This window comes from Sporosarcina pasadenensis (assembly GCF_047228845.1).
Classification (GTDB): Bacteria; Bacillota; Bacilli; order Bacillales_A; family Planococcaceae; genus Sporosarcina.
In genome coordinates this window covers 149,844-167,894 of sequence record NZ_JBFEGM010000004.1, presented here as the reverse complement: position 1 = coordinate 167,894, position 18,051 = coordinate 149,844, and the positions used below count along the sequence as shown (strand labels likewise).

Annotated in this window: 16 protein-coding genes; 15 read left to right on the top strand and 1 reads right to left on the bottom strand. The window is 43.9% G+C overall.

Annotated features, from left to right (window positions below; genetic code table 11):
- Positions 1 to 45: 45 nt before the first annotated feature.
- Positions 46 to 429 (top strand): FxsA family protein, encoded by a 384-nt coding sequence (locus AB1K89_RS07735; RefSeq protein WP_413054189.1) that lies wholly within the window; start codon positions 46 to 48, stop codon positions 427 to 429.
- On the opposite strand, the gene AB1K89_RS07730 is transcribed toward AB1K89_RS07735, so the two are convergent.
- Positions 419 to 1,390, bottom strand: coding sequence for an AI-2E family transporter (locus AB1K89_RS07730; RefSeq protein WP_413054188.1), 972 nt, complete (start codon positions 1,388 to 1,390; stop codon positions 419 to 421). The two genes, AB1K89_RS07735 and AB1K89_RS07730, sit on opposite strands and share 11 nt — an antisense overlap.
- Before the next feature lie 180 nt (positions 1,391 to 1,570).
- On the opposite strand from AB1K89_RS07730, the gene citZ reads away from it, so the two are divergent.
- The 14 genes from citZ to dnaI all read left to right on the top strand — a co-directional run bounded on the left by citZ (position 1,571) and on the right by dnaI (position 18,051).
- Positions 1,571 to 2,686 (top strand): citrate synthase, encoded by a 1,116-nt coding sequence (gene citZ, locus AB1K89_RS07725; protein WP_413054187.1) that lies wholly within the window; start codon positions 1,571 to 1,573, stop codon positions 2,684 to 2,686.
- Between the two features lie 94 nt (positions 2,687 to 2,780).
- A complete protein-coding gene (gene icd / locus AB1K89_RS07720; RefSeq protein WP_413054186.1) occupies positions 2,781 to 4,040 on the top strand; it encodes an NADP-dependent isocitrate dehydrogenase in 1,260 nt (419 codons plus the stop codon).
- An 855-nt stretch (positions 4,041 to 4,895) separates the two neighbouring features.
- Positions 4,896 to 5,372: a MaoC/PaaZ C-terminal domain-containing protein gene (locus AB1K89_RS07715; RefSeq protein WP_413054185.1), complete on the top strand. Its 477-nt coding sequence runs from the start codon at positions 4,896 to 4,898 to the stop codon at positions 5,370 to 5,372.
- A 52-nt stretch (positions 5,373 to 5,424) separates the two neighbouring features.
- On the top strand, positions 5,425 to 6,132 hold the full coding sequence (locus AB1K89_RS07710) for a response regulator transcription factor (RefSeq protein ID WP_413054282.1): 708 nt from the start codon (positions 5,425 to 5,427) through the stop codon (positions 6,130 to 6,132).
- Positions 6,129 to 7,529, top strand: coding sequence for a two-component system histidine kinase PnpS (gene pnpS, locus AB1K89_RS07705; protein WP_413054184.1), 1,401 nt, complete (start codon positions 6,129 to 6,131; stop codon positions 7,527 to 7,529). The genes AB1K89_RS07710 and pnpS overlap by 4 nt, the downstream gene beginning before the upstream one ends.
- 74 nt (positions 7,530 to 7,603) lie before the next feature.
- Positions 7,604 to 8,572 (top strand): FtsH protease activity modulator HflK, encoded by a 969-nt coding sequence (gene hflK, locus AB1K89_RS07700; RefSeq protein ID WP_413054183.1) that lies wholly within the window; start codon positions 7,604 to 7,606, stop codon positions 8,570 to 8,572.
- On the top strand, positions 8,572 to 9,573 hold the full coding sequence (hflC, locus tag AB1K89_RS07695; protein ID WP_413054182.1) for a protease modulator HflC: 1,002 nt from the start codon (positions 8,572 to 8,574) through the stop codon (positions 9,571 to 9,573). The genes hflK and hflC overlap by 1 nt, the downstream gene beginning before the upstream one ends.
- Positions 9,574 to 9,852: 279 nt before the next feature.
- Positions 9,853 to 12,477, top strand: a complete 2,625-nt coding sequence (gene polA, locus AB1K89_RS07690; RefSeq protein ID WP_413054181.1) for a DNA polymerase I — start codon at positions 9,853 to 9,855, stop codon at positions 12,475 to 12,477.
- 13 nt (positions 12,478 to 12,490) lie between these two features.
- Positions 12,491 to 13,363: a bifunctional DNA-formamidopyrimidine glycosylase/DNA-(apurinic or apyrimidinic site) lyase gene (mutM, locus tag AB1K89_RS07685; RefSeq protein ID WP_413054180.1), complete on the top strand. Its 873-nt coding sequence runs from the start codon at positions 12,491 to 12,493 to the stop codon at positions 13,361 to 13,363.
- A gap of 16 nt (positions 13,364 to 13,379) precedes the next feature.
- Entirely contained in the window at positions 13,380 to 13,976 is a 597-nt protein-coding gene (coaE, locus tag AB1K89_RS07680) for a dephospho-CoA kinase (protein ID WP_413054179.1), read from the top strand.
- Between the two features lie 127 nt (positions 13,977 to 14,103).
- The gene (locus AB1K89_RS07675; protein WP_413054178.1) at positions 14,104 to 15,126 is read left to right on the top strand and encodes a glyceraldehyde-3-phosphate dehydrogenase; all 1,023 of its coding nucleotides are present in this window, start codon (positions 14,104 to 14,106) and stop codon (positions 15,124 to 15,126) included.
- 124 nt (positions 15,127 to 15,250) lie between these two features.
- Positions 15,251 to 15,715: a transcriptional regulator NrdR gene (gene nrdR / locus AB1K89_RS07670; protein ID WP_413054177.1), complete on the top strand. Its 465-nt coding sequence runs from the start codon at positions 15,251 to 15,253 to the stop codon at positions 15,713 to 15,715.
- 25 nt (positions 15,716 to 15,740) lie between these two features.
- The gene (locus AB1K89_RS07665; protein WP_413054176.1) at positions 15,741 to 17,105 is read left to right on the top strand and encodes a replication initiation and membrane attachment family protein; all 1,365 of its coding nucleotides are present in this window, start codon (positions 15,741 to 15,743) and stop codon (positions 17,103 to 17,105) included.
- A gap of 1 nt (position 17,106) precedes the next feature.
- Entirely contained in the window at positions 17,107 to 18,051 is a 945-nt protein-coding gene (dnaI, locus tag AB1K89_RS07660; protein ID WP_413054175.1) for a primosomal protein DnaI, read from the top strand.

The following is an 18,051-nucleotide window of genomic DNA, read 5'->3' as shown; positions in this document are numbered from 1 at the left end:
CGTTTTGTACGGAAGCGGCCTTTTTAGGATTGGAGATGTTGTTGAATGAAATGGCTGTTAATTGCTTTTATTCTTGTACCAGCCGCGGAAATTATGCTTCTGCTATATTCCGGAAACAAAATTGGGGTCATGCCGACCCTTCTGCTCATCCTTATCAGCGGGATTGGAGGGGCTTACCTTGCAAAAAGACAAGGACTTAAAGCCTTTACCGATTTGCGGAACAGGATGGGGACGATGGAAGCGCCGGGAAATGCAATGATTGACGGAATCTGCATTTTCTTCGGCGGTGTTTTATTGATCATGCCCGGTTTCATAACGGATATTGCCGGGCTTTTACTTCTATTTAAAGGTCCGAGAAAAATCATTAGACCATTTATCGTCAGTTGGATTTATAAAAAGATGAAACAAGGTCGAATCGTCATTCGATGAAGGAAGGATGCTTTTTCAATTTGAGTGCCGCGAAAAGCAGAAAAGGCGTTAACAGAATACCCGGCAATCCAAACAGATAGAGCGAGCAGACTGTGATGAAAAAAGCATGGATGGGCTTTACGCGAAATGCGGAAGCCCACATATATGATTCAGCCAATTGTCTCGTCATAACAACGAAGATATAAAGCGAGGCGAGCGAAACACCGATGAATAATTGCTCGGAATAAAGGAAAAAAGCCGACATCGGAATGAGGAAAAGCCCGATGCCCAACAAAGGCATACTATCAGCGATAGAAACAAGGAATGCGCTGCCGATGGGCGATTCAAAATCGAGTATTGTAAATCCGATGCTTAGAATGATGAATGTCAATAAAAATAATCTTGCTTCAACGAAAGCGAATGTACCGAATAATTCACCGGACTTTGTAAATACACGTTTGGCTGAAGCTCGCATGTTTACGGGAAAATAGACGAGAAACCAGAATTTGTTTTTTCCTGATTCCCGCAACGCAAAAAAATAGGCGACGAGGAAAATAAAAAAACTGAAAATATGTTGAAAAAAAGAAGCCGTAAATGCAATGGCATATTCGAGCAATGCATGTCCGTATTCAACAATCTTTTCTTTAAGGAAAGTGAAAACCTTGCCTGTCAGATCCATTTTTCCGGTGTATGTAGATAGGTGTTTTTCCAAAAGCGGCACCGTATCCATCAATCCGTGCAATGCAATGAACGAAAACGTACTGAAGATGAATATCATGGACAGCATGACGAAAAGGGTGGCGATTGTCAAAGGTAGTTTTGTCATCGCTCTGACCGCAAGTAATATAGGAGCAGTAAAATAGGCTGCGATTATTGCGATTCCTACAGGTGGAATTACAAAGATGAAAATCCCCGCGATAATTGCTGGAAACCATTGCAGGGCCATTGATTTGAAAGTTTGTTGTTGAGTGTTTTTTAGCAAGATTTCATCCTTTTTTCTGTTATTCTACAAATAAAACAAGCGTTTCCATTCACAAAACTGTAATATTTGCTTATAATGGGGTTTGTAAGCGTTTCAGACAGTACTAAATAAAAAGTAGATTTGCCGGAATCTGCTAGATTTTGCAGGTTGGACGGCAAAATGACTGAAGGAGCGATTTAAATGACAGCAACAAAAGGATTGGAAGGAATCGTAGCGACACAGTCCGCCATCAGTTCTATTATTGATGACACACTTACATACGTCGGTTACGATATCGATGATCTTGCAGTAAATGCAAGTTTTGAAGAAGTTGTTTATCTATTATGGCATCAGCGTCTGCCGAAAGCGGACGAGCTTGCTGAATTGAAACAGCAACTTGCGGATAATATGTCGGTTCCACAACCTGTACTTGATCATTTTAAGACTTATCCAATCAGTGAAGTACATCCGATGGCGGCATTGCGCACAGCTATTTCCCTCCTAGGATTATACGATGAAAACGCGGAAGATATGTCTGATGAAGCCAATTACGAAAAAGCAATACAGCTTCAAGCGAAAGTGGCAACGATCGTTACTGCTTTCTCTCGCATCCGTAAAGGTCAAGAGCCGGTTGCCCCTAAAAAGGAACTTGGCTATGCGGCAAATTTCCTGTATATGTTAACAGGAGAAGAGCCTCAAGATATCGCTGTTGAAGCCTTTAATAAAGCATTAGTGCTTCACGCTGACCATGAGTTGAATGCTTCCACTTTCACTGCGCGTGTTTGTGTGGCAACCCTTTCCGATATGTATTCCGGCATTACAGCTGCAATCGGAGCACTAAAAGGCCCACTTCACGGTGGTGCGAACGAACAAGTGATGAAAATGCTCATGGAAATCGGCGAAGAAGATAAAGTTGAATCATACATCAGAGAAAAACTTGATAATAAAGAGAAAATCATGGGCTTCGGCCACCGTGTGTACCGTAAAGGGGATCCACGTGCGAAGCATCTACGTGAAATGTCGAAAAAGTTGACAGCTCTTCGTGGAGAAGAGAAATGGTATAATATGTCGCTGAAAATCGAATCAATCGTTACCGGCGAGAAAAATTTACCACCTAACGTTGATTTCTATTCAGCGTCGGTATATCATTCACTTGGTATCGACCACGATTTATTCACACCTATTTTTGCGGTTTCCCGCTTCTCAGGCTGGACGGCACATATTTTGGAGCAATACTCCAATAATAGACTGATCCGTCCACGTGCAGATTATATCGGACCGGACATGCAAAAATACGTGCCTATCAACGAAAGATAACTTGTACCTGGTCACAATTCGCCAGATTAACAAGTAATACATCGGGGCGATAGCACACTATCGGCCCCCTCATCTTGAAATGGAGGAAAGTAAAATGGCAAAAATCACAGTAACTGACGGCGTACTTAACGTTCCGGATCATGCAACGATCCCATTCATCATTGGTGACGGTACTGGTCCCGATATTTGGCATGCAGCTTCACGCGTATTGGAAGCAGCAGTCGAGAAAGCGTATGACGGCCAAAAGAAAATCGAATGGAAAGAAGTTCTTGCAGGAGAAAAGGCATTCAACGAAACTGGAGAATGGCTGCCACAAGAAACTCTTGACACAATCGATGAGTACCTTATCGCTATCAAAGGTCCATTGACAACACCGATCGGTGGAGGTTTCCGTTCTTTGAACGTTGCACTTCGCCAAGAGTTGGATCTTTACACTTGCTTGCGTCCAGTTCGTTATTTCGAAGGGGTTCCTTCTCCTGTTAAACGCCCAGAAGACTGCGATATGGTCATCTTCCGTGAAAATACAGAAGATATTTATGCTGGTATTGAATACCAAGAAGGCTCTGATGAAGTTAATAAGTTAATTTCATTCCTTCAAGACGAGATGGGTGTCAAAAATATCCGTTTCCCTGAAACTTCAGGTATCGGTATCAAGCCTGTTTCCGAAGAAGGAACAAAACGTCTTGTTCGCGGTGCAATCAATTATGCAATTAAGGAAGGCCGTAAGTCTGTAACTCTTGTCCACAAAGGAAACATCATGAAATTCACTGAAGGTGCTTTCAAAAACTGGGGGTACGAAGTTGCTGAGCAAGAGTTTGGCGATAAAGTATTCACTTGGAACGAATACGACAAAATTAAAGAAGCGGAAGGGACAGACGCTGCGAACAAAGCGCAAGCTGACGCAGAAGCTGCTGGCAAAATCATCGTAAAAGATGCGATTGCTGATATCTTCCTACAACAAATCTTGACTCGTCCGAAAGAGTTCGACGTTGTTGCAACGATGAACTTGAACGGCGACTACATTTCCGACGCACTTGCAGCTCAAGTCGGCGGAATCGGAATCGCTCCAGGTGCTAACATTAACTATGTAACTGGTCATGCGATTTTCGAAGCAACGCACGGTACAGCTCCGAAATACGCTGGTCTTGATAAAGTGAACCCTTCTTCTGTTCTTCTTTCAGGCGTTATGATGCTTGAGCACATGGGATGGAACGAAGCGGCGAACATGATCACTGCTTCTATCGAGAAAACGATCGCTTCTAAAGTTGTAACTTATGACTTCGCGCGTTTGATGGACGGAGCTACAGAAGTGAAAGCTTCAGAGTTCGCTGATGAATTGATTAAAAACCTATAATATATCATTAAACCGGGAAGCCTTGACGCTTCCCGGTTTTCTTATGTAAAAGAAATTAACTTCTACAACGTTGCTTTCCGTTGCGGGCGAACGCTTTTCGCGGGCACAGCTTCAGCCAATCGAACAGCGAAGGGTTCGATTTGTCTAATATCTGCGGTTTGTGCAGAAATTAGACAGCCTTCATATCCTGCTCCCTTAGGGTCGCAAAAAACATTGCTCGTAACGCTACGCTTTTACTCGCAAACGTCGTTCTTCGTTACGGCGTTCGCAGGAGTCGCCGCTCTCCGCTCTCTGCTCCAATCAACGGTGTTTCCTATTATCCGAAAGTGGTGATAGATATGATGACGAAGAATCAATTAATGAACGCGAACAGTTGGAAATGCTGACAATAGAACAGTTGGTTCCCCAAGACCATCTGGTGCGCAACCTGGATGCGATTCATTTTTATTTATAGGCACCTGTTGCTTGGAGTGCAGGCGCTCGACTCCTGCGGGAATAGCATGAGTCTTGAGACCCCGCAGGACGCACGCCTTTCGCGACCGAGGAGGCTCAAGCCATGCCCGCGGAAAGCGAGCGTCGTAACGGAAAGCAACAGCCTGTTGACAAGACAATGCATGTTTAATTCATTCAAAGCATTAATGTTTGTATAACAATTGACTAGCGTCCGCCTGGAGTGCAAATCAACATTATTCATAGCAAAACCTAAATGAAAGAGTGACGTGCAGATCACAACACTCCAACAGTTGATTTGGAACCGTTTTTTAGTATTAGCCAAGTCGCTTGCCCTTTAGGAGTGAAAATTGATACACTTTCTTTAATACTAATTCCATGCAGGAAAATGAAGGGGGAAGCACGTTGATATTAGGCAAAAAGAGGCGGATAGGAAGGGAAATCGAAAGAATCGTTGAAGGTGAAAAGCTGAAGCTTACCGAAAAGATCGAGGATAAGGATTTGCTGCTCTACCTAGGTTTGACAAATGATTCAAATCCGTTGTATATCCAGCATGATTATGCATCCCGAACCGAATTCGACAAGCCGATTGTGCCGACGATCATGTTGAACGGAATTGTCACATCCGCCATTTCAAAATACTTGCCCGGACCGGGTTCGCACATCACGGAACAGCATTTGCTTTTCCCGAACCACGTGTATCATTATGAAACAATCGATTTCCTATTTGAAGTGATTCGAGTGGAAAAAGAGAGACGTTCCATTGTTATAAAGGTGGAGGCGACGAACGAAGATGGACAAACAGTCATTTCAGGAACTGTGACGGTCATTCCGCCTTCCATCCGGGAAAACCTGACATCGGATGCGATGGATAACTTTTGATTTTTTGTTCATTCAATACAAAGACAGTTAGCATCTAAGGGGGACTTGGGCAATCGTGCAGAAAATACTAATCGTGGACGACGAGCAGCCGATCCGCACTTTGTTGGACTATAATTTGAGACAATCCAATTATGAAACGATTATGGCGGCTGATGGTGAAGAAGCGGTACTGAAAGTGGAAAATGAAAATCCGGATTTGATTTTGCTCGATCTTATGCTTCCGAAAATGGATGGCATAGAGGTATGCAAGATTTTGAGGCAAAGGAATATTAACACACCGATCATCATGTTGACGGCAAAAGGTGAGGAGCCGGACAAAGTACTTGGGTTGGAAATCGGAGCCGATGATTATATGACAAAACCATTTAGTCCGCGTGAAGTGCTTGCCAGAGTAAAGGCGGTGCTGCGGCGCAGTGGCGAGCGCACCGGCATCAACGGGAAGGATTTGCCGGTGCTCCGCTCGGGGCCGCTTACTGTGCATCCTGAGCAGTATGAAGCTTATTTCGGCGACGAAGCATTGGAATTTACGCCTAAGGAATTTGAACTGCTCGTCTATTTCATGCAAAATAAAAACCGTGTGCTCACTCGTGATCAATTGCTGAGCGCAGTTTGGAATTACGACTTTGCCGGAGATACTCGAATCGTCGATGTACATGTCAGCCATTTACGTGAAAAGATCGAAGAGAATACGAGAAAACCTATTTTTATTAAGACGGTTAGAGGGATCGGATATAAATTTGAGGAGCAAAAAATAAAATGAAAGGTCTATATTCCAGACTTTTCATCGCCTTTGCTGTTATATTTTTGATTCTGTTGACTGGTCTTGGCGTTGTCCTTGGCCAGTTTTTTTATCTGATTGATGATGGAATTACTTTGCATGTTCAGCGGAAGTTTTGGATTTTTCTTATCGCTATTTTAACGATTGCCTATTTCCTATCCTTAATTCTAAGCGCCCGTGTTATAAGGCAATACGCTAAACCGACAGATTTAGTGACGAAAACTGCTGAGAAAATCGCGCGAGGCGATTATTTAGCAAGGACCCCGATCGATGAACTCGGGAGTCAAAATGGACTAGGCATCGCTGTGAATCAGATTGCAAGAAATCTGCAGGAAACTTCGATACTGCGCGCAATGGAGAAGGAACGCCTGAAAACATTAATTGAAAGTATGGGCAACGGTCTCCTTATGTTCGGGAGGGAAGGCTCCGTCAATTTAGTGAATGGTGTGTTTGAAAAGACATTCGGATTTAAGCGTGACGAATTGATTGGGAAAACCTTTATGGAAATCGGGTTGCCTCAAGGCATTGAGGGGCTGATTGAAGATGTGTTTTTGACGGAACAGGTGCATGAAAGACAAATACGAAACGGCCAATCTCATTTCAATGTATATGGCGCGCCTGTCATCGGACGCCATGGCAATTGGCTCGGCATCATTGTTGTAACACACGATATTACAAAACTTGTAAGATTGGAGGAAATCCGTAAAGATTTCGTTGCAAACGTTTCACATGAGCTTCGCACTCCAATCACTTCGATCAAAGGCTTTACAGAAACTTTATTGGACGGTGCAATGAATGATCCTGAAACATCGAAAGAATTTCTAGGAATCATCCAAAAGGAAAGCGATCGCTTACATTTATTAATCAATGATCTTTTGGAGTTGTCGGGGATCGAACGGGAAGGGTTTCAATTGCAACATAGCAAAGTCTCCGTCTCGGATGTCGTTGACAATGCAATGAAAATTGTTAATGGTTTACTCGAAAGGAAAAATATGCACTTCAAAATAAACGTTGATTCAGAAATAGTAATTGAAGCGGATTCCGACAGACTTATCCAAGTGATGGTCAACCTGTTGACAAACGCCATCAACTATTCGAAAGAGAATACGACAATTACAATTAATGCATCTCAAACTGCAGATGAAGCAATCATCGAAGTGCGGGATGAAGGGATGGGAATTGATCGAACGGAGCTTCCGAGGTTGTTCGAACGATTTTATAGAGTGGACCGTGCGCGAAGCAGGAATTCAGGCGGAACGGGCCTTGGGCTCGCTATCGTCAAACATTTGATTGAGGCGCATGGCGGCAAAGTCACTGTTGAAAGTGAATTGGGAGTCGGGACGATATTTACTATATTTTTACCAAAGAAATCCGCATAACGCGGATTTTTTTTGAAACTTAATCGATATCTGACCGTAAGTATAGTAGATACATAGATAAAGGGGGAATTCAAATGAGCGCACGCCGAGCATCGGTAGCAGCCGGACTTGTCATTGCTGGAGTAATCTTGCTCATCGTAGCATTTACGACGTGGTATACAGTGGACGAATCCGAACAGGCGATTGTTATCACTTTCGGAAAAGCGGATACACCAGTCACGGAATCTGGATTGCATTTTAAATTGCCTTGGCCAATCCAAAATGTTGAGAAACTCTCTAAAGAGACGTTTAGTCTTCAATTCGGTTACAAACAAGATCCGGACGGAACTCTTGTTGCTTACGACAAAGAAACGAAAATGATCACAGGTGATGAATATATTGTACTTGCAGATCTAGTCGTCCAATGGAAAATAACAGATCCGGAGAAATATCTATTTAACTCACAAAGTCCGAAGGAAATTCTTCATGATGCAACTTCCGCTTCTATTCGATCGATCATCGGAAGCTCCACAATCGATTCGGCATTGACGGATGGGAAAGCGGATATCGAAGCAAAAACGCGAGATTTATTAACTACGCTCATGACTAATTATGATATTGGCATTTCGATTCAAGGCGTCAAACTGCAGGATGTTGAATTGCCGAACGCAGATGTTCGGGCCGCGTTCACCGCAGTAACGGACGCCCGTGAAACGAGAAGCACAAAAATCAATGAAGCGCAGCGATATAAAAACCAACGTACGAACGAAGCAGAAGGTGAAAAAGCCGCCATTAATTCTCGTGCAATTGGACAGAAGACAGCCCGTACAGAGCAAGCCCTTGGAGATGTCGCCCTTTTCAATGATTTGTATGCGGAGTACGAAAAAAACAAATCGGTCACCCGAGAGCGGTTAATTATCGAGACATTAGAGCAAGTGTTGCCGAAAGCAAAAATCTATATCATGAATGATGACGGCGAAACGGTCAAATATTTGCCGTTGCATCAACTGGAAAACCAAACACCACCACCTGCTGAGCAGAACACGGAAGGGGGCGGAAACTAATGACGAACGATAATAATCCATTCAAAAGCATCGAGGAGAAATTCAAAGAAATGCAAGGTGGGAAACAGAAAAAGACAGCACGTGCGGATAAAGTCATCACTCCAAAAAAACCGTTCAATACAAGGAAGTTTGTCAGAACAGCAATTACGCTTACAGTGATTTTTGCATTAGCGGTTATCCTTCTTGCCAATGTCTTTGTTGTAAAAGAAGGGGAGTATCGGGTAGTGCGTCAATTCGGTGAAATTACAAGAATCATAGATGAACCAGGGCTGAATATGAAAATCCCATTCATTCAAACTGTGTCAAGTTTGCCGAAAAATCAAATGAAGCACAATGTTTCCGAAGCTGAAATTACTACGAAGGATAAAAAACGAATCATTATCGACAATTATGCTGTTTGGAAAATTACCGACCCTGCAAAAATGATTTCCAATGCGCGTAATATTATCAATGCTGAAATGCGCATGGAGGAATTCATATATTCCGTCATACGGAATGAGATGGGACAATTGAATTACGTAGAAGTTGTTAATGATGAAAACTCATCTCGCGGTAGCCTGAATGATATGGTTACGACGAGAGTAAATGAATTCCTGGTTGAAGGGAACTTCGGCATCGAAGTAATTGATGTGCGGATGAAACGGATCGATCTTCCGGAAGAAAACGAACACTCCATTTACACACGTATGATTTCGGAACGTGAATCGACAGCACAGGATTACCTTTCACAAGGGGATGCCGAGAAGAAGAGAATAGAGGCAGAAACGGATAGGGAAGTGCAAGAAATGCTTGCGACTGCGAAAAAAGAGGCCGCTATCATTCATGCAGAAGGGGAAGCGGAAGCTGCCAAGATCTACAATGATGCTTTCTCAAAAGATCCCGAGTTTTATAGTCTTTACCGTACGCTCCAATCCTATGCACGCACAATCGGAGACGATACGGTAATCATTATGCCAGCCGACTCACCATATGCAAAAATATTAACAGGATACTTCGAATAACAGACGACGTCATTTTCATTTACACTTGCCATCATGGTAAGATAAATGGAGATGACGTTTTAACTTAATCCAGCAAAAGGTTCAAACTGTTATAAGTGGTTGGATGAATGCAGAAATACCATCGATTCAATGAAGTTTAATGCTTGCTGTATTAAGTTAAAGCCTCCGGCGGATGTCACGGATTTTTAAGGGAGTTTATCGAGCAAGCTCGATAAAAATCCGGACGCAATTACTCCGAGGCGTAATTGATTGGACGAACGAACAAGGGAGTGGACTCATTTGACGAAAAAGAAAATAGTGCTTTTAGATGGAAATAGCTTGGCGTATCGTGCGTTTTTCGCTTTACCGTTATTGACGAACGATACGGGCATCCATACAAATGCGGTGTACGGATTCACGATGATGCTGCAAAACATACTGGCGGAAGAAAAGCCGACTCATATGCTCGTCGCCTGGGATGCTGGGAAGACGACGTTCAGGCATTCGACTTTCAGTGAGTATAAAGGTGGGAGGCAAAAGACGCCACCTGAGCTTTCAGAGCAATTCCCTTATTTGCGGAAGCTGCTAGATGCTTATCAAATCCCGCAATATGAACTAGATCAATACGAAGCGGATGATATTATTGGGACGTTAAGCAAGTCGGGCGACGAAGAAGGCGTGGAAGTCGTCATCATTTCAGGTGATAAAGACTTGACGCAACTGGCGAGCGACCATACGACAGTGTGCATTACGCGTAAAGGAATTACAGACCTCGAGAAGTACACACCGGAACATGTAATGGAGAAATACGGCATTACACCGCCACAAATCATTGATATGAAAGGTCTCATGGGCGATGCATCCGATAATATTCCAGGAGTGCCGGGCGTCGGTGAGAAAACTGCGCTTAAACTGCTGAAGGAATACGGCACGGTCGAAAAAGTATATGAATCTTTGGCTTCTGTTTCAGGGAAGAAATTGAAGGAAAATTTGACGGAAAACGAAGAGCAGGCAATCATGAGCAAAAAGCTCGCAACGATTGAAGTGAATGCCCCCCTTACAATTTCGATAAATGATTTGACATATTCTGGTCCAGATGAAGAAAACGTCAAGTCTATTTATGAGGAATTAAAGTTCAAGACGTTGCTCGAAAAAATGGCTCCTCAAACTGAAAGTGGGCCAGTTGCAGAAATCGACGTCCAAATCGTCACTGATCCTGAATCGATTGAACTTGCCGATGAGATGGCGATCCATGTTGAAATGATGGATGAAAATTATTTAGCTACAGATGTATCAGGCGTCAGCATGACGGACGGCAAGCAAATAATATATATTCCGATCGCTGTCTTGCAACAGTCGGACCGTTTAAGAGAATGGCTTCGGGATGGAGTGAAAAGGAAATATGCGACCGATTCGAAAGCTGCTTATGCTTCTTTACTGCGCTATGACATAGAAGTGAACGGCTTTGAATTCGATTTACTACTAGCCACGTATATTGCAAATCCATCCTCTTCTTATACAGACGTCGCTTCCGTCGCAAAGGAATTCAATTATTCGGACGTGCTGCCGGATGAAGCGGTTTACGGAAAAGGTGCGAAAAAAGCAGTGCCCGAAGAAAAGGTGCTTGCAGACCATGCCGGCAGAAAGGCTCAAGCCGTCTGGAAGCTGAGACCTGTCCTTGAAGAGAAATTACATGAAAATGAACAGTTCGAATTATATCATGAGCTGGAAATGCCACTCGCAAAAATTCTTGGGAAGATGGAATCGACGGGTGTTAAGACCGACTTGGGAATCCTCCAACAAATCGGCCTTCAACTCTCTACGAGATTGGCCGAACTTGAATCGATCATCTATGAGATGGCGGGACAACCTTTCAATATTAATTCTCCGAAGCAGCTAGGTGAAATTCTGTTCGAGAAAATCGGATTGACGCCAATCAAAAAAACGAAGACAGGCTATTCGACTGCAGCGGATGTGTTGGAAAAGCTTGAAAGTGAGCATGAAATTATTAGTTATATTTTGACATACCGTCAACTCGGAAAGCTGAACTCCACTTATATCGAAGGCTTATCGAAGGAAATCCATGAGGATGGAAAAATCCATACGCGATTCCAGCAGGCATTGACACAAACGGGACGTTTGAGCTCCATCAACCCGAATTTGCAAAACATCCCGATCAGGCTTGAGGAAGGCCGGAAAATCCGCGCGGCATTCGTGCCGTCAGAACCGGGCTGGCTCATGTTCGCCGCTGACTATTCGCAGATCGAGCTGCGTGTCCTTGCGCATATGTCCCAAGACGAAAAAATGATTTCGGCATTCCGGGAAGGGGAAGACATCCATACGAAGACAGCGATGGACGTATTCAGTGTGGATAAGGATGGTGTTTCCTCGGACATGAGGCGGACTGCCAAGGCGGTCAACTTCGGAATCGTTTACGGCATCAGTGATTACGGGCTATCCCAAAGCTTGAATATTACCCGTAAGGAAGCAGGAAAGTTCATTGACACATATCTCGAGACGTTTCCTGGCGTGAAGCAATACATGGAGGATATCGTCTCCGAGGCGAAGATGAAAGGCTATGTCGTCACGATGATGAACAGACGAAGATACTTGCCTGATATTACTAGTTCGAATTTCAATTTGCGCAGCTTTGCGGAGAGAACGGCAATGAACACCCCGATTCAAGGGACTGCCGCCGATATCATCAAGAAGGCGATGATCGATATGGACGCAAGATTGACGAAGGAAAACATGAAAACGAGAATGCTCCTTCAAGTGCATGATGAACTGATTTTTGAGGCGCCTGAGGAGGAAATTGAGAAACTGAAGAAAATCGTACCGGAAGTGATGGAATCTGCATTGGCACTCGATGTCCCATTAAAGGCTGAGTGGGCGTATGGTCTCTCCTGGTACGACACGAAGTGAGGAATGAATAAGAATGCCAGAATTGCCCGAAGTGGAAGGTGTCGTCCGCGAATTATCGCCTGTCTCCATTGGCCGCACCATTTCTGAAGTGCGCGTATCTGAAGTGATACGGAAATCAAAGGAATTGGGCAAGGAAGCAATCGTCAAAGGAAAAACTCTTGAAGACTTCAAGGAAGAGCTAGCGGCAATGACGATTGTGGACGTCACTAGAAGAAGTAAATATATATATTTTCATTTAGAAAAGGCCGGTTTACCATACTTGCTTGTCAGTCATCTCGGGATGACGGGAGCTTGGTTCGTTGTGGATTCCTTGGAGGAAGTTACTGAACAGAAATTCAAGAACCATATCCACGTCATATTCAAGATGGCTGACGGAGGGATGCTCGTCTATTCCGACATCCGCCGGTTCGGGGAATTGCGGCTGTTGCAAGCGGAAGAGGATTATTTGCCATTGCTGAAAATGGCTCCTGAACCGTTTGAGGCAGTCGCACTCGAACATTTTTTAGCGATGGCATCCACACCTAAATACGCACGAAAGCCGATTAAAGAGGTTATTATGGATGGTCATGTCATTTCGGGATGCGGCAACATATATGCGACCGAAGCGCTGTTTCGAATGAATATCCATCCTGGACGAGCGACGGAGCGGATCAGTGAAAAGAGGAAGCGGGAGTTGTTCCGGGAAATCGTGAATGTCCTTCAAGAGAGCATTGATGCCGGCGGAAGCTCCATTTCGGATTATCGAAATATAAACGGGGAAGCGGGGACGATGCAGACCCGTCTAAAGATGTATGGAAAGAAAGTGTGTGGTACTTGCGGCAAGGAGACGAAAAGCATGAAGATTGCCGGCAGGACATCAGTATATTGTCCTCAATGCCAAAGGTAAGGAAAGGATGATTTCAATGATCATCGGTTTGACGGGAAGCATTGCGACCGGTAAAAGCACTGTGTCGCGGATGTTGAAACAGAAAGGGTATCCAATCGTCGACGCGGATGAAATTTCGCGGCTTGTTGTAGAACCTGGGAGTCCTGTTCTTACTAGTATTGCGGAAACATTCGGGTCTGCTGTTCTTCTTCCGGACGGATCGCTGAACCGGGAAAAGCTCGGCAGCCTCATTTTCAATGACGAGGAGAAACGGAAAAAGCTGAACGGGATCATTCACCCGGCTGTCCGGAAGGAAATGATACGACAAAAGGAAGAATGGTTGGAAAAAGGGGCGAATACCGTCGTCATGGATATTCCGCTCCTTTTCGAAAGTAAGCTACAGTCGTATGTGGATAAAATAATCGTCGTTTCAGCAACACCAGCCATTCAAAGGGAGCGATTGATCGCTAGAAACGGCTACTATGAAAACGAAGCGGATGCCCGTATCAACTCGCAGCTTCCGATTGCCGAGAAGGAATTGGGCGCGGATGCCGTCATTGATAATAACGGTTCATTGGAAGAGACGGAACATCAGCTGGATATAATATTGAAGAAATGGAATGCATTCATATAATAGTATTCTCTGAAAAGTGGAACATTGTTATTTCGTTCACAAACTATTTGCACCGCGATAAAATGTGCTATACTAATTATCGGATAAACGATAAAAAGTATATAACATTACGCAGGAGGATTTTTTCATGACTACTTCGATAGCGATAAATGGTTTTGGGCGGATTGGCCGCATGGTTTTCCGTCAAATTATCACTAAGGATAACGTTGATGTAGTAGCGGTAAATGCATCATACCCGGCAGAAACTCTAGCCCATTTGATTAAGTATGACACAAATCATGGAGTTTTTGATGGTGAAGTCGTTGTGGAGGAAGATGCCCTTGTTGTCAACGGTAAGCGGGTCAAATTAATCGCGGAGCGCGATCCGGCAAAGCTTCCTTGGAAAGAGCTTGGTGTCGACATCGTCATTGAAGCGACGGGAGCGTTCAATGCACGTGATAAAGCTGCCCTACACTTGGATGCGGGAGCCAAGAAAGTCATTTTGACTGCTCCAGGGAAAAACGAGGACGTAACGATCGTTCTAGGTGTAAATGATGACAAGCTTGATATTGAAAAACATGATGTCATTTCCAATGCAAGCTGCACGACAAACTGTCTTGCACCAGTTGCAAAAGTCTTGAATGATACATTCGGCATTGAAAACGGTTTGATGACAACTGTTCACGCTTACACAAACGATCAGAAAAACCTGGATAATCCTCATAAAGATCTTCGTCGTGCGCGTGCATGTGCACAATCGATCATCCCGACTTCTACGGGAGCGGCAAAAGCGCTATCGCTCGTATTGCCTGAGCTTGAAGGGAAAATCCACGGAATGGCCCTACGTGTACCGACTCCGAACGTGTCCTTGGTCGATCTCGTCGTTGATGTGAAAAAAGATGTAACAGTCGAAGAAGTGAATGAGGCATTCATTAAAGCTGCAGAAGGTCCAATGGCAGGAATCCTTCGTTTCACGACTGAACCGCTCGTATCAATCGACTTCAACACGACAACTGAGTCTGCGACGATTGATGGCCTATCAACGATTGTCATGGGTGATCGTAAAGTGAAAGTCCTCGCTTGGTATGACAATGAATGGGGTTACTCAGCCCGTGTTGTTGAATTGGCTATAAAAGTTGGAAATGCATTAAAGTCCAAAGTAAATTCTTAATTTGAAATAAAAAAATCGTCCAGGTCGATATTCGACTTGGGCGATTTTGTCTTCCCTTTCGATTTTTTTTCGACGAACTTCTGTTATAATCAATATACTATACGGAAATGCGGAGGAAGCAGAAATGATATGTCCAGCTTGTCATTATAATGGCACCCGGGTCATCGATTCCAGACCCGCTGAAGAGAATCGATCCATTCGACGACGCCGTGAATGCGAAAAATGCGCTTTCCGGTTTACGACTTTCGAGAAAGTTGAGGAAATGCCGCTCATTGTCGTGAAAAAGGATGGTACGCGGGAAGAATTTAGCAGTGAAAAATTGTTGCGGGGCTTAATTCGGGCATGTGAAAAGCGTCCAGTTGATCTCGAAGCAGTGAAAAATATTGTGTATTTAATAGAAAAAGAATTAAGAAGCTCGGGAACTGTCGAAATCGATTCGAAAGACGTCGGTGAAATGGTCATGGAAAAATTGGCCGGAGTCGATGAAGTCGCGTATGTCAGGTTCGCTTCTGTTTACCGTCAATATAAGGATATAAACGTTTTTATCGAAGAGCTGCAAAATTTGCAGAAGAAAAACGATGAAAACTGATTAAAGGAAGAGGGGTTCCGACAAAATGCTTTACCAAGAATTACAACCAGTCGATACATTTACAATTAAATTGTCACACCCATTTTCGGATTATGACCGGCAACTCCTCACATTGTTCTACCAACCATTAATCGGTCCTGATGCCATGAGTCTTTTCATGTCACTTTGGGCTGATGCGGAGTATGAAAAAGAAGTTGAGTTTAATCATTATTATTTAATGAATTTATTAACAATGCCATTAGTCAAAGTGTTTGAAGCGAGGATTACCCTTGAAGCGATCGGCCTGTTGCGTACATATTGCAAACAAGATGTGCAGGACCGCGCTTTCTGCTATGAATTGTTACAGCCGATGGATGCGAAGTCATTTTTCGAAGACCCGCTATTATCGACCTTTCTTTTCAGCAAGGTCGGCGAACAGGCGTATCGCAGTCTAAGGGCTCGTTTTGCAGTCGAAGACCAGCTGGATGGAGAATACAAAGAAGTGTCGCGCACCTTTTTAGATGTGTTTAAGCCTATCCCTTACAGTGCATCTGAAGGGTTGGAAGAAGGCGGTCAACTGAAGGGGCGTAATGAATCAACAGGTATCCCGTTCGCTTATTCCGATTTCGATTTCAATCTGTTCCGTGCAGGACTTTCCGAACAGATGGTGCCGAAATCATCTCTCGCTACAGTGTCGAAGGAATTGATCGAGAAACTGGCCTTCCTCTATTCATTGACCCCGCTCGATATGCAAAAGGTCGTCATGATGGCGATTGATGGTAACACAATGAAGATTCCGGAAGACCGACTGCGAAAAGCGGCTGTTGATTATTATAAGATGAATATTTCACAGACGGCTCCAATCCTTGAAAAAGTGTTTACGAAACAACAGGATATGCCAATCGAGGAACCTCAATCACGGGAAGATAAATTCATTTTCTACATGGAAAGTACGTCGCCTCGAGAAATGCTGAGAGACTACACAGGAAAAGAACCGCTTCCGGTTGACGTTCAACTCGCAGAAAGGCTTGTGACTGTACATGGCTTCCCGGTTGGTGTTGTCAATGTACTGCTGCACTATGTAATTATCCGCAATGACGGTAAAATCACAAAAAACTATGCGGAAAGAATAGCGTCGCATTGGGCGAATAATAAAATTGCGACCGCTAAACAAGCTATGGAAATTTCTCGAAAAGAACATGATCAATATATTAAATGGCAAAATGAAGGAAGTAAGAAGAAACCGTCATCCCGGAAACCTTCAAGAGTAGAAAAGGTACCGGAATGGTTTTATAAAACTGATGATGACAAGGAACAACAACCTCCAGCCAATACAGATCCGGACGTAGATGAAAAACGCCGTCAGCAGCTGCAGGAAAAATTGGATGCAATGAAAAGCGGGGTGAAATAAGTTGGAGCGAATTGGAAATACATTGAAGCGCGTGTTCAACGCTTCTGAACTTACAGCGAGATATGAGCAATTACGGAATGAAGTGATGGAGTCACCTGGCGTCCAACAATTCATTACCGAGCATTCGAATGAAATCGATAAAGCGGTCGTGGACAAAAGCTTAGGAAAATTATATGAATATGCGACAGCTTCCCACCATTGCGAAAAATGCCCGAATGTCGAAGGGTGTGTCAATGTGATGAAAGGGTTCGAACCGAAACTTGTGCTAAGCCAAGGTTTCATCGATCTCGACTATATTAAATGCCCGAATAAGCTTGTGGATGACGAACGCCGTAATGTGTCCAATATGATCGACAGCATGCATATGCCGAAAGATGTAATGGAGGCGCGTCTTCATGACGTGGATCTGGAGCATGACAATAGCAGAATTATTGTCGTTGAAGCCGCTGCGCAATTCCTGAGTGAAGTCAGTGAAACGGGGGAGCTTCCTGAACGGGGGCTTTATATTTACGGCCCATTCGGGACAGGCAAGTCCTTTATTCTCGGTGCGCTAGCAAATGAGCTTGCCAACCTTCGCATCCGGACAGTAGTCGTATATATCCCTGAATTCCTGAGGGAAATGAAGCAATCAATCCAAGACCAGACATTGAATGAAAAAATCGACTTTGTGAAAAGAGCGAAAGTGCTCATGCTCGACGATTTTGGAGCTGAGTCCATGTCCGCTTGGGCACGTGATGAAGTGATTGGAACGATTTTGCAATACCGCATGGCGGAAAAATTGCCGACGTTTATCACGTCCAATTTCAATTTTGACGAGTTGCAACACCATTTGACGTACACGCAGCGCGGTGAAAAAGAAGAGGTTAAAGCTGCACGTATTATGGAGAGAATCAAATCGGTTGCCAAGCCTGTCCAGTTGAAAGGGAAAAACCGAAGAAATATGTAA

Excerpts from the sequence above, each read along its gene's own strand:
- AB1K89_RS07735 (WP_413054189.1), top strand. The coding sequence starts at position 46 with ATGAAATGGCTGTTAATTGCTTTTATTCTTGTACCAGCCGCGGAAATT.
- citZ (WP_413054187.1), top strand. The coding sequence starts at position 1,571 with ATGACAGCAACAAAAGGATTGGAAGGAATCGTAGCGACACAGTCCGCC.
- icd (WP_413054186.1), top strand. The coding sequence starts at position 2,781 with ATGGCAAAAATCACAGTAACTGACGGCGTACTTAACGTTCCGGATCAT.
- pnpS (WP_413054184.1), top strand. The coding sequence starts at position 6,129 with ATGAAAGGTCTATATTCCAGACTTTTCATCGCCTTTGCTGTTATATTT.
- hflK (WP_413054183.1), top strand. The coding sequence starts at position 7,604 with ATGAGCGCACGCCGAGCATCGGTAGCAGCCGGACTTGTCATTGCTGGA.
- hflC (WP_413054182.1), top strand. The coding sequence starts at position 8,572 with ATGACGAACGATAATAATCCATTCAAAAGCATCGAGGAGAAATTCAAA.
- mutM (WP_413054180.1), top strand. The coding sequence starts at position 12,491 with ATGCCAGAATTGCCCGAAGTGGAAGGTGTCGTCCGCGAATTATCGCCT.
- coaE (WP_413054179.1), top strand. The coding sequence starts at position 13,380 with ATGATCATCGGTTTGACGGGAAGCATTGCGACCGGTAAAAGCACTGTG.
- AB1K89_RS07675 (WP_413054178.1), top strand. The coding sequence starts at position 14,104 with ATGACTACTTCGATAGCGATAAATGGTTTTGGGCGGATTGGCCGCATG.
- nrdR (WP_413054177.1), top strand. The coding sequence starts at position 15,251 with ATGATATGTCCAGCTTGTCATTATAATGGCACCCGGGTCATCGATTCC.
- AB1K89_RS07665 (WP_413054176.1), top strand. The coding sequence starts at position 15,741 with ATGCTTTACCAAGAATTACAACCAGTCGATACATTTACAATTAAATTG.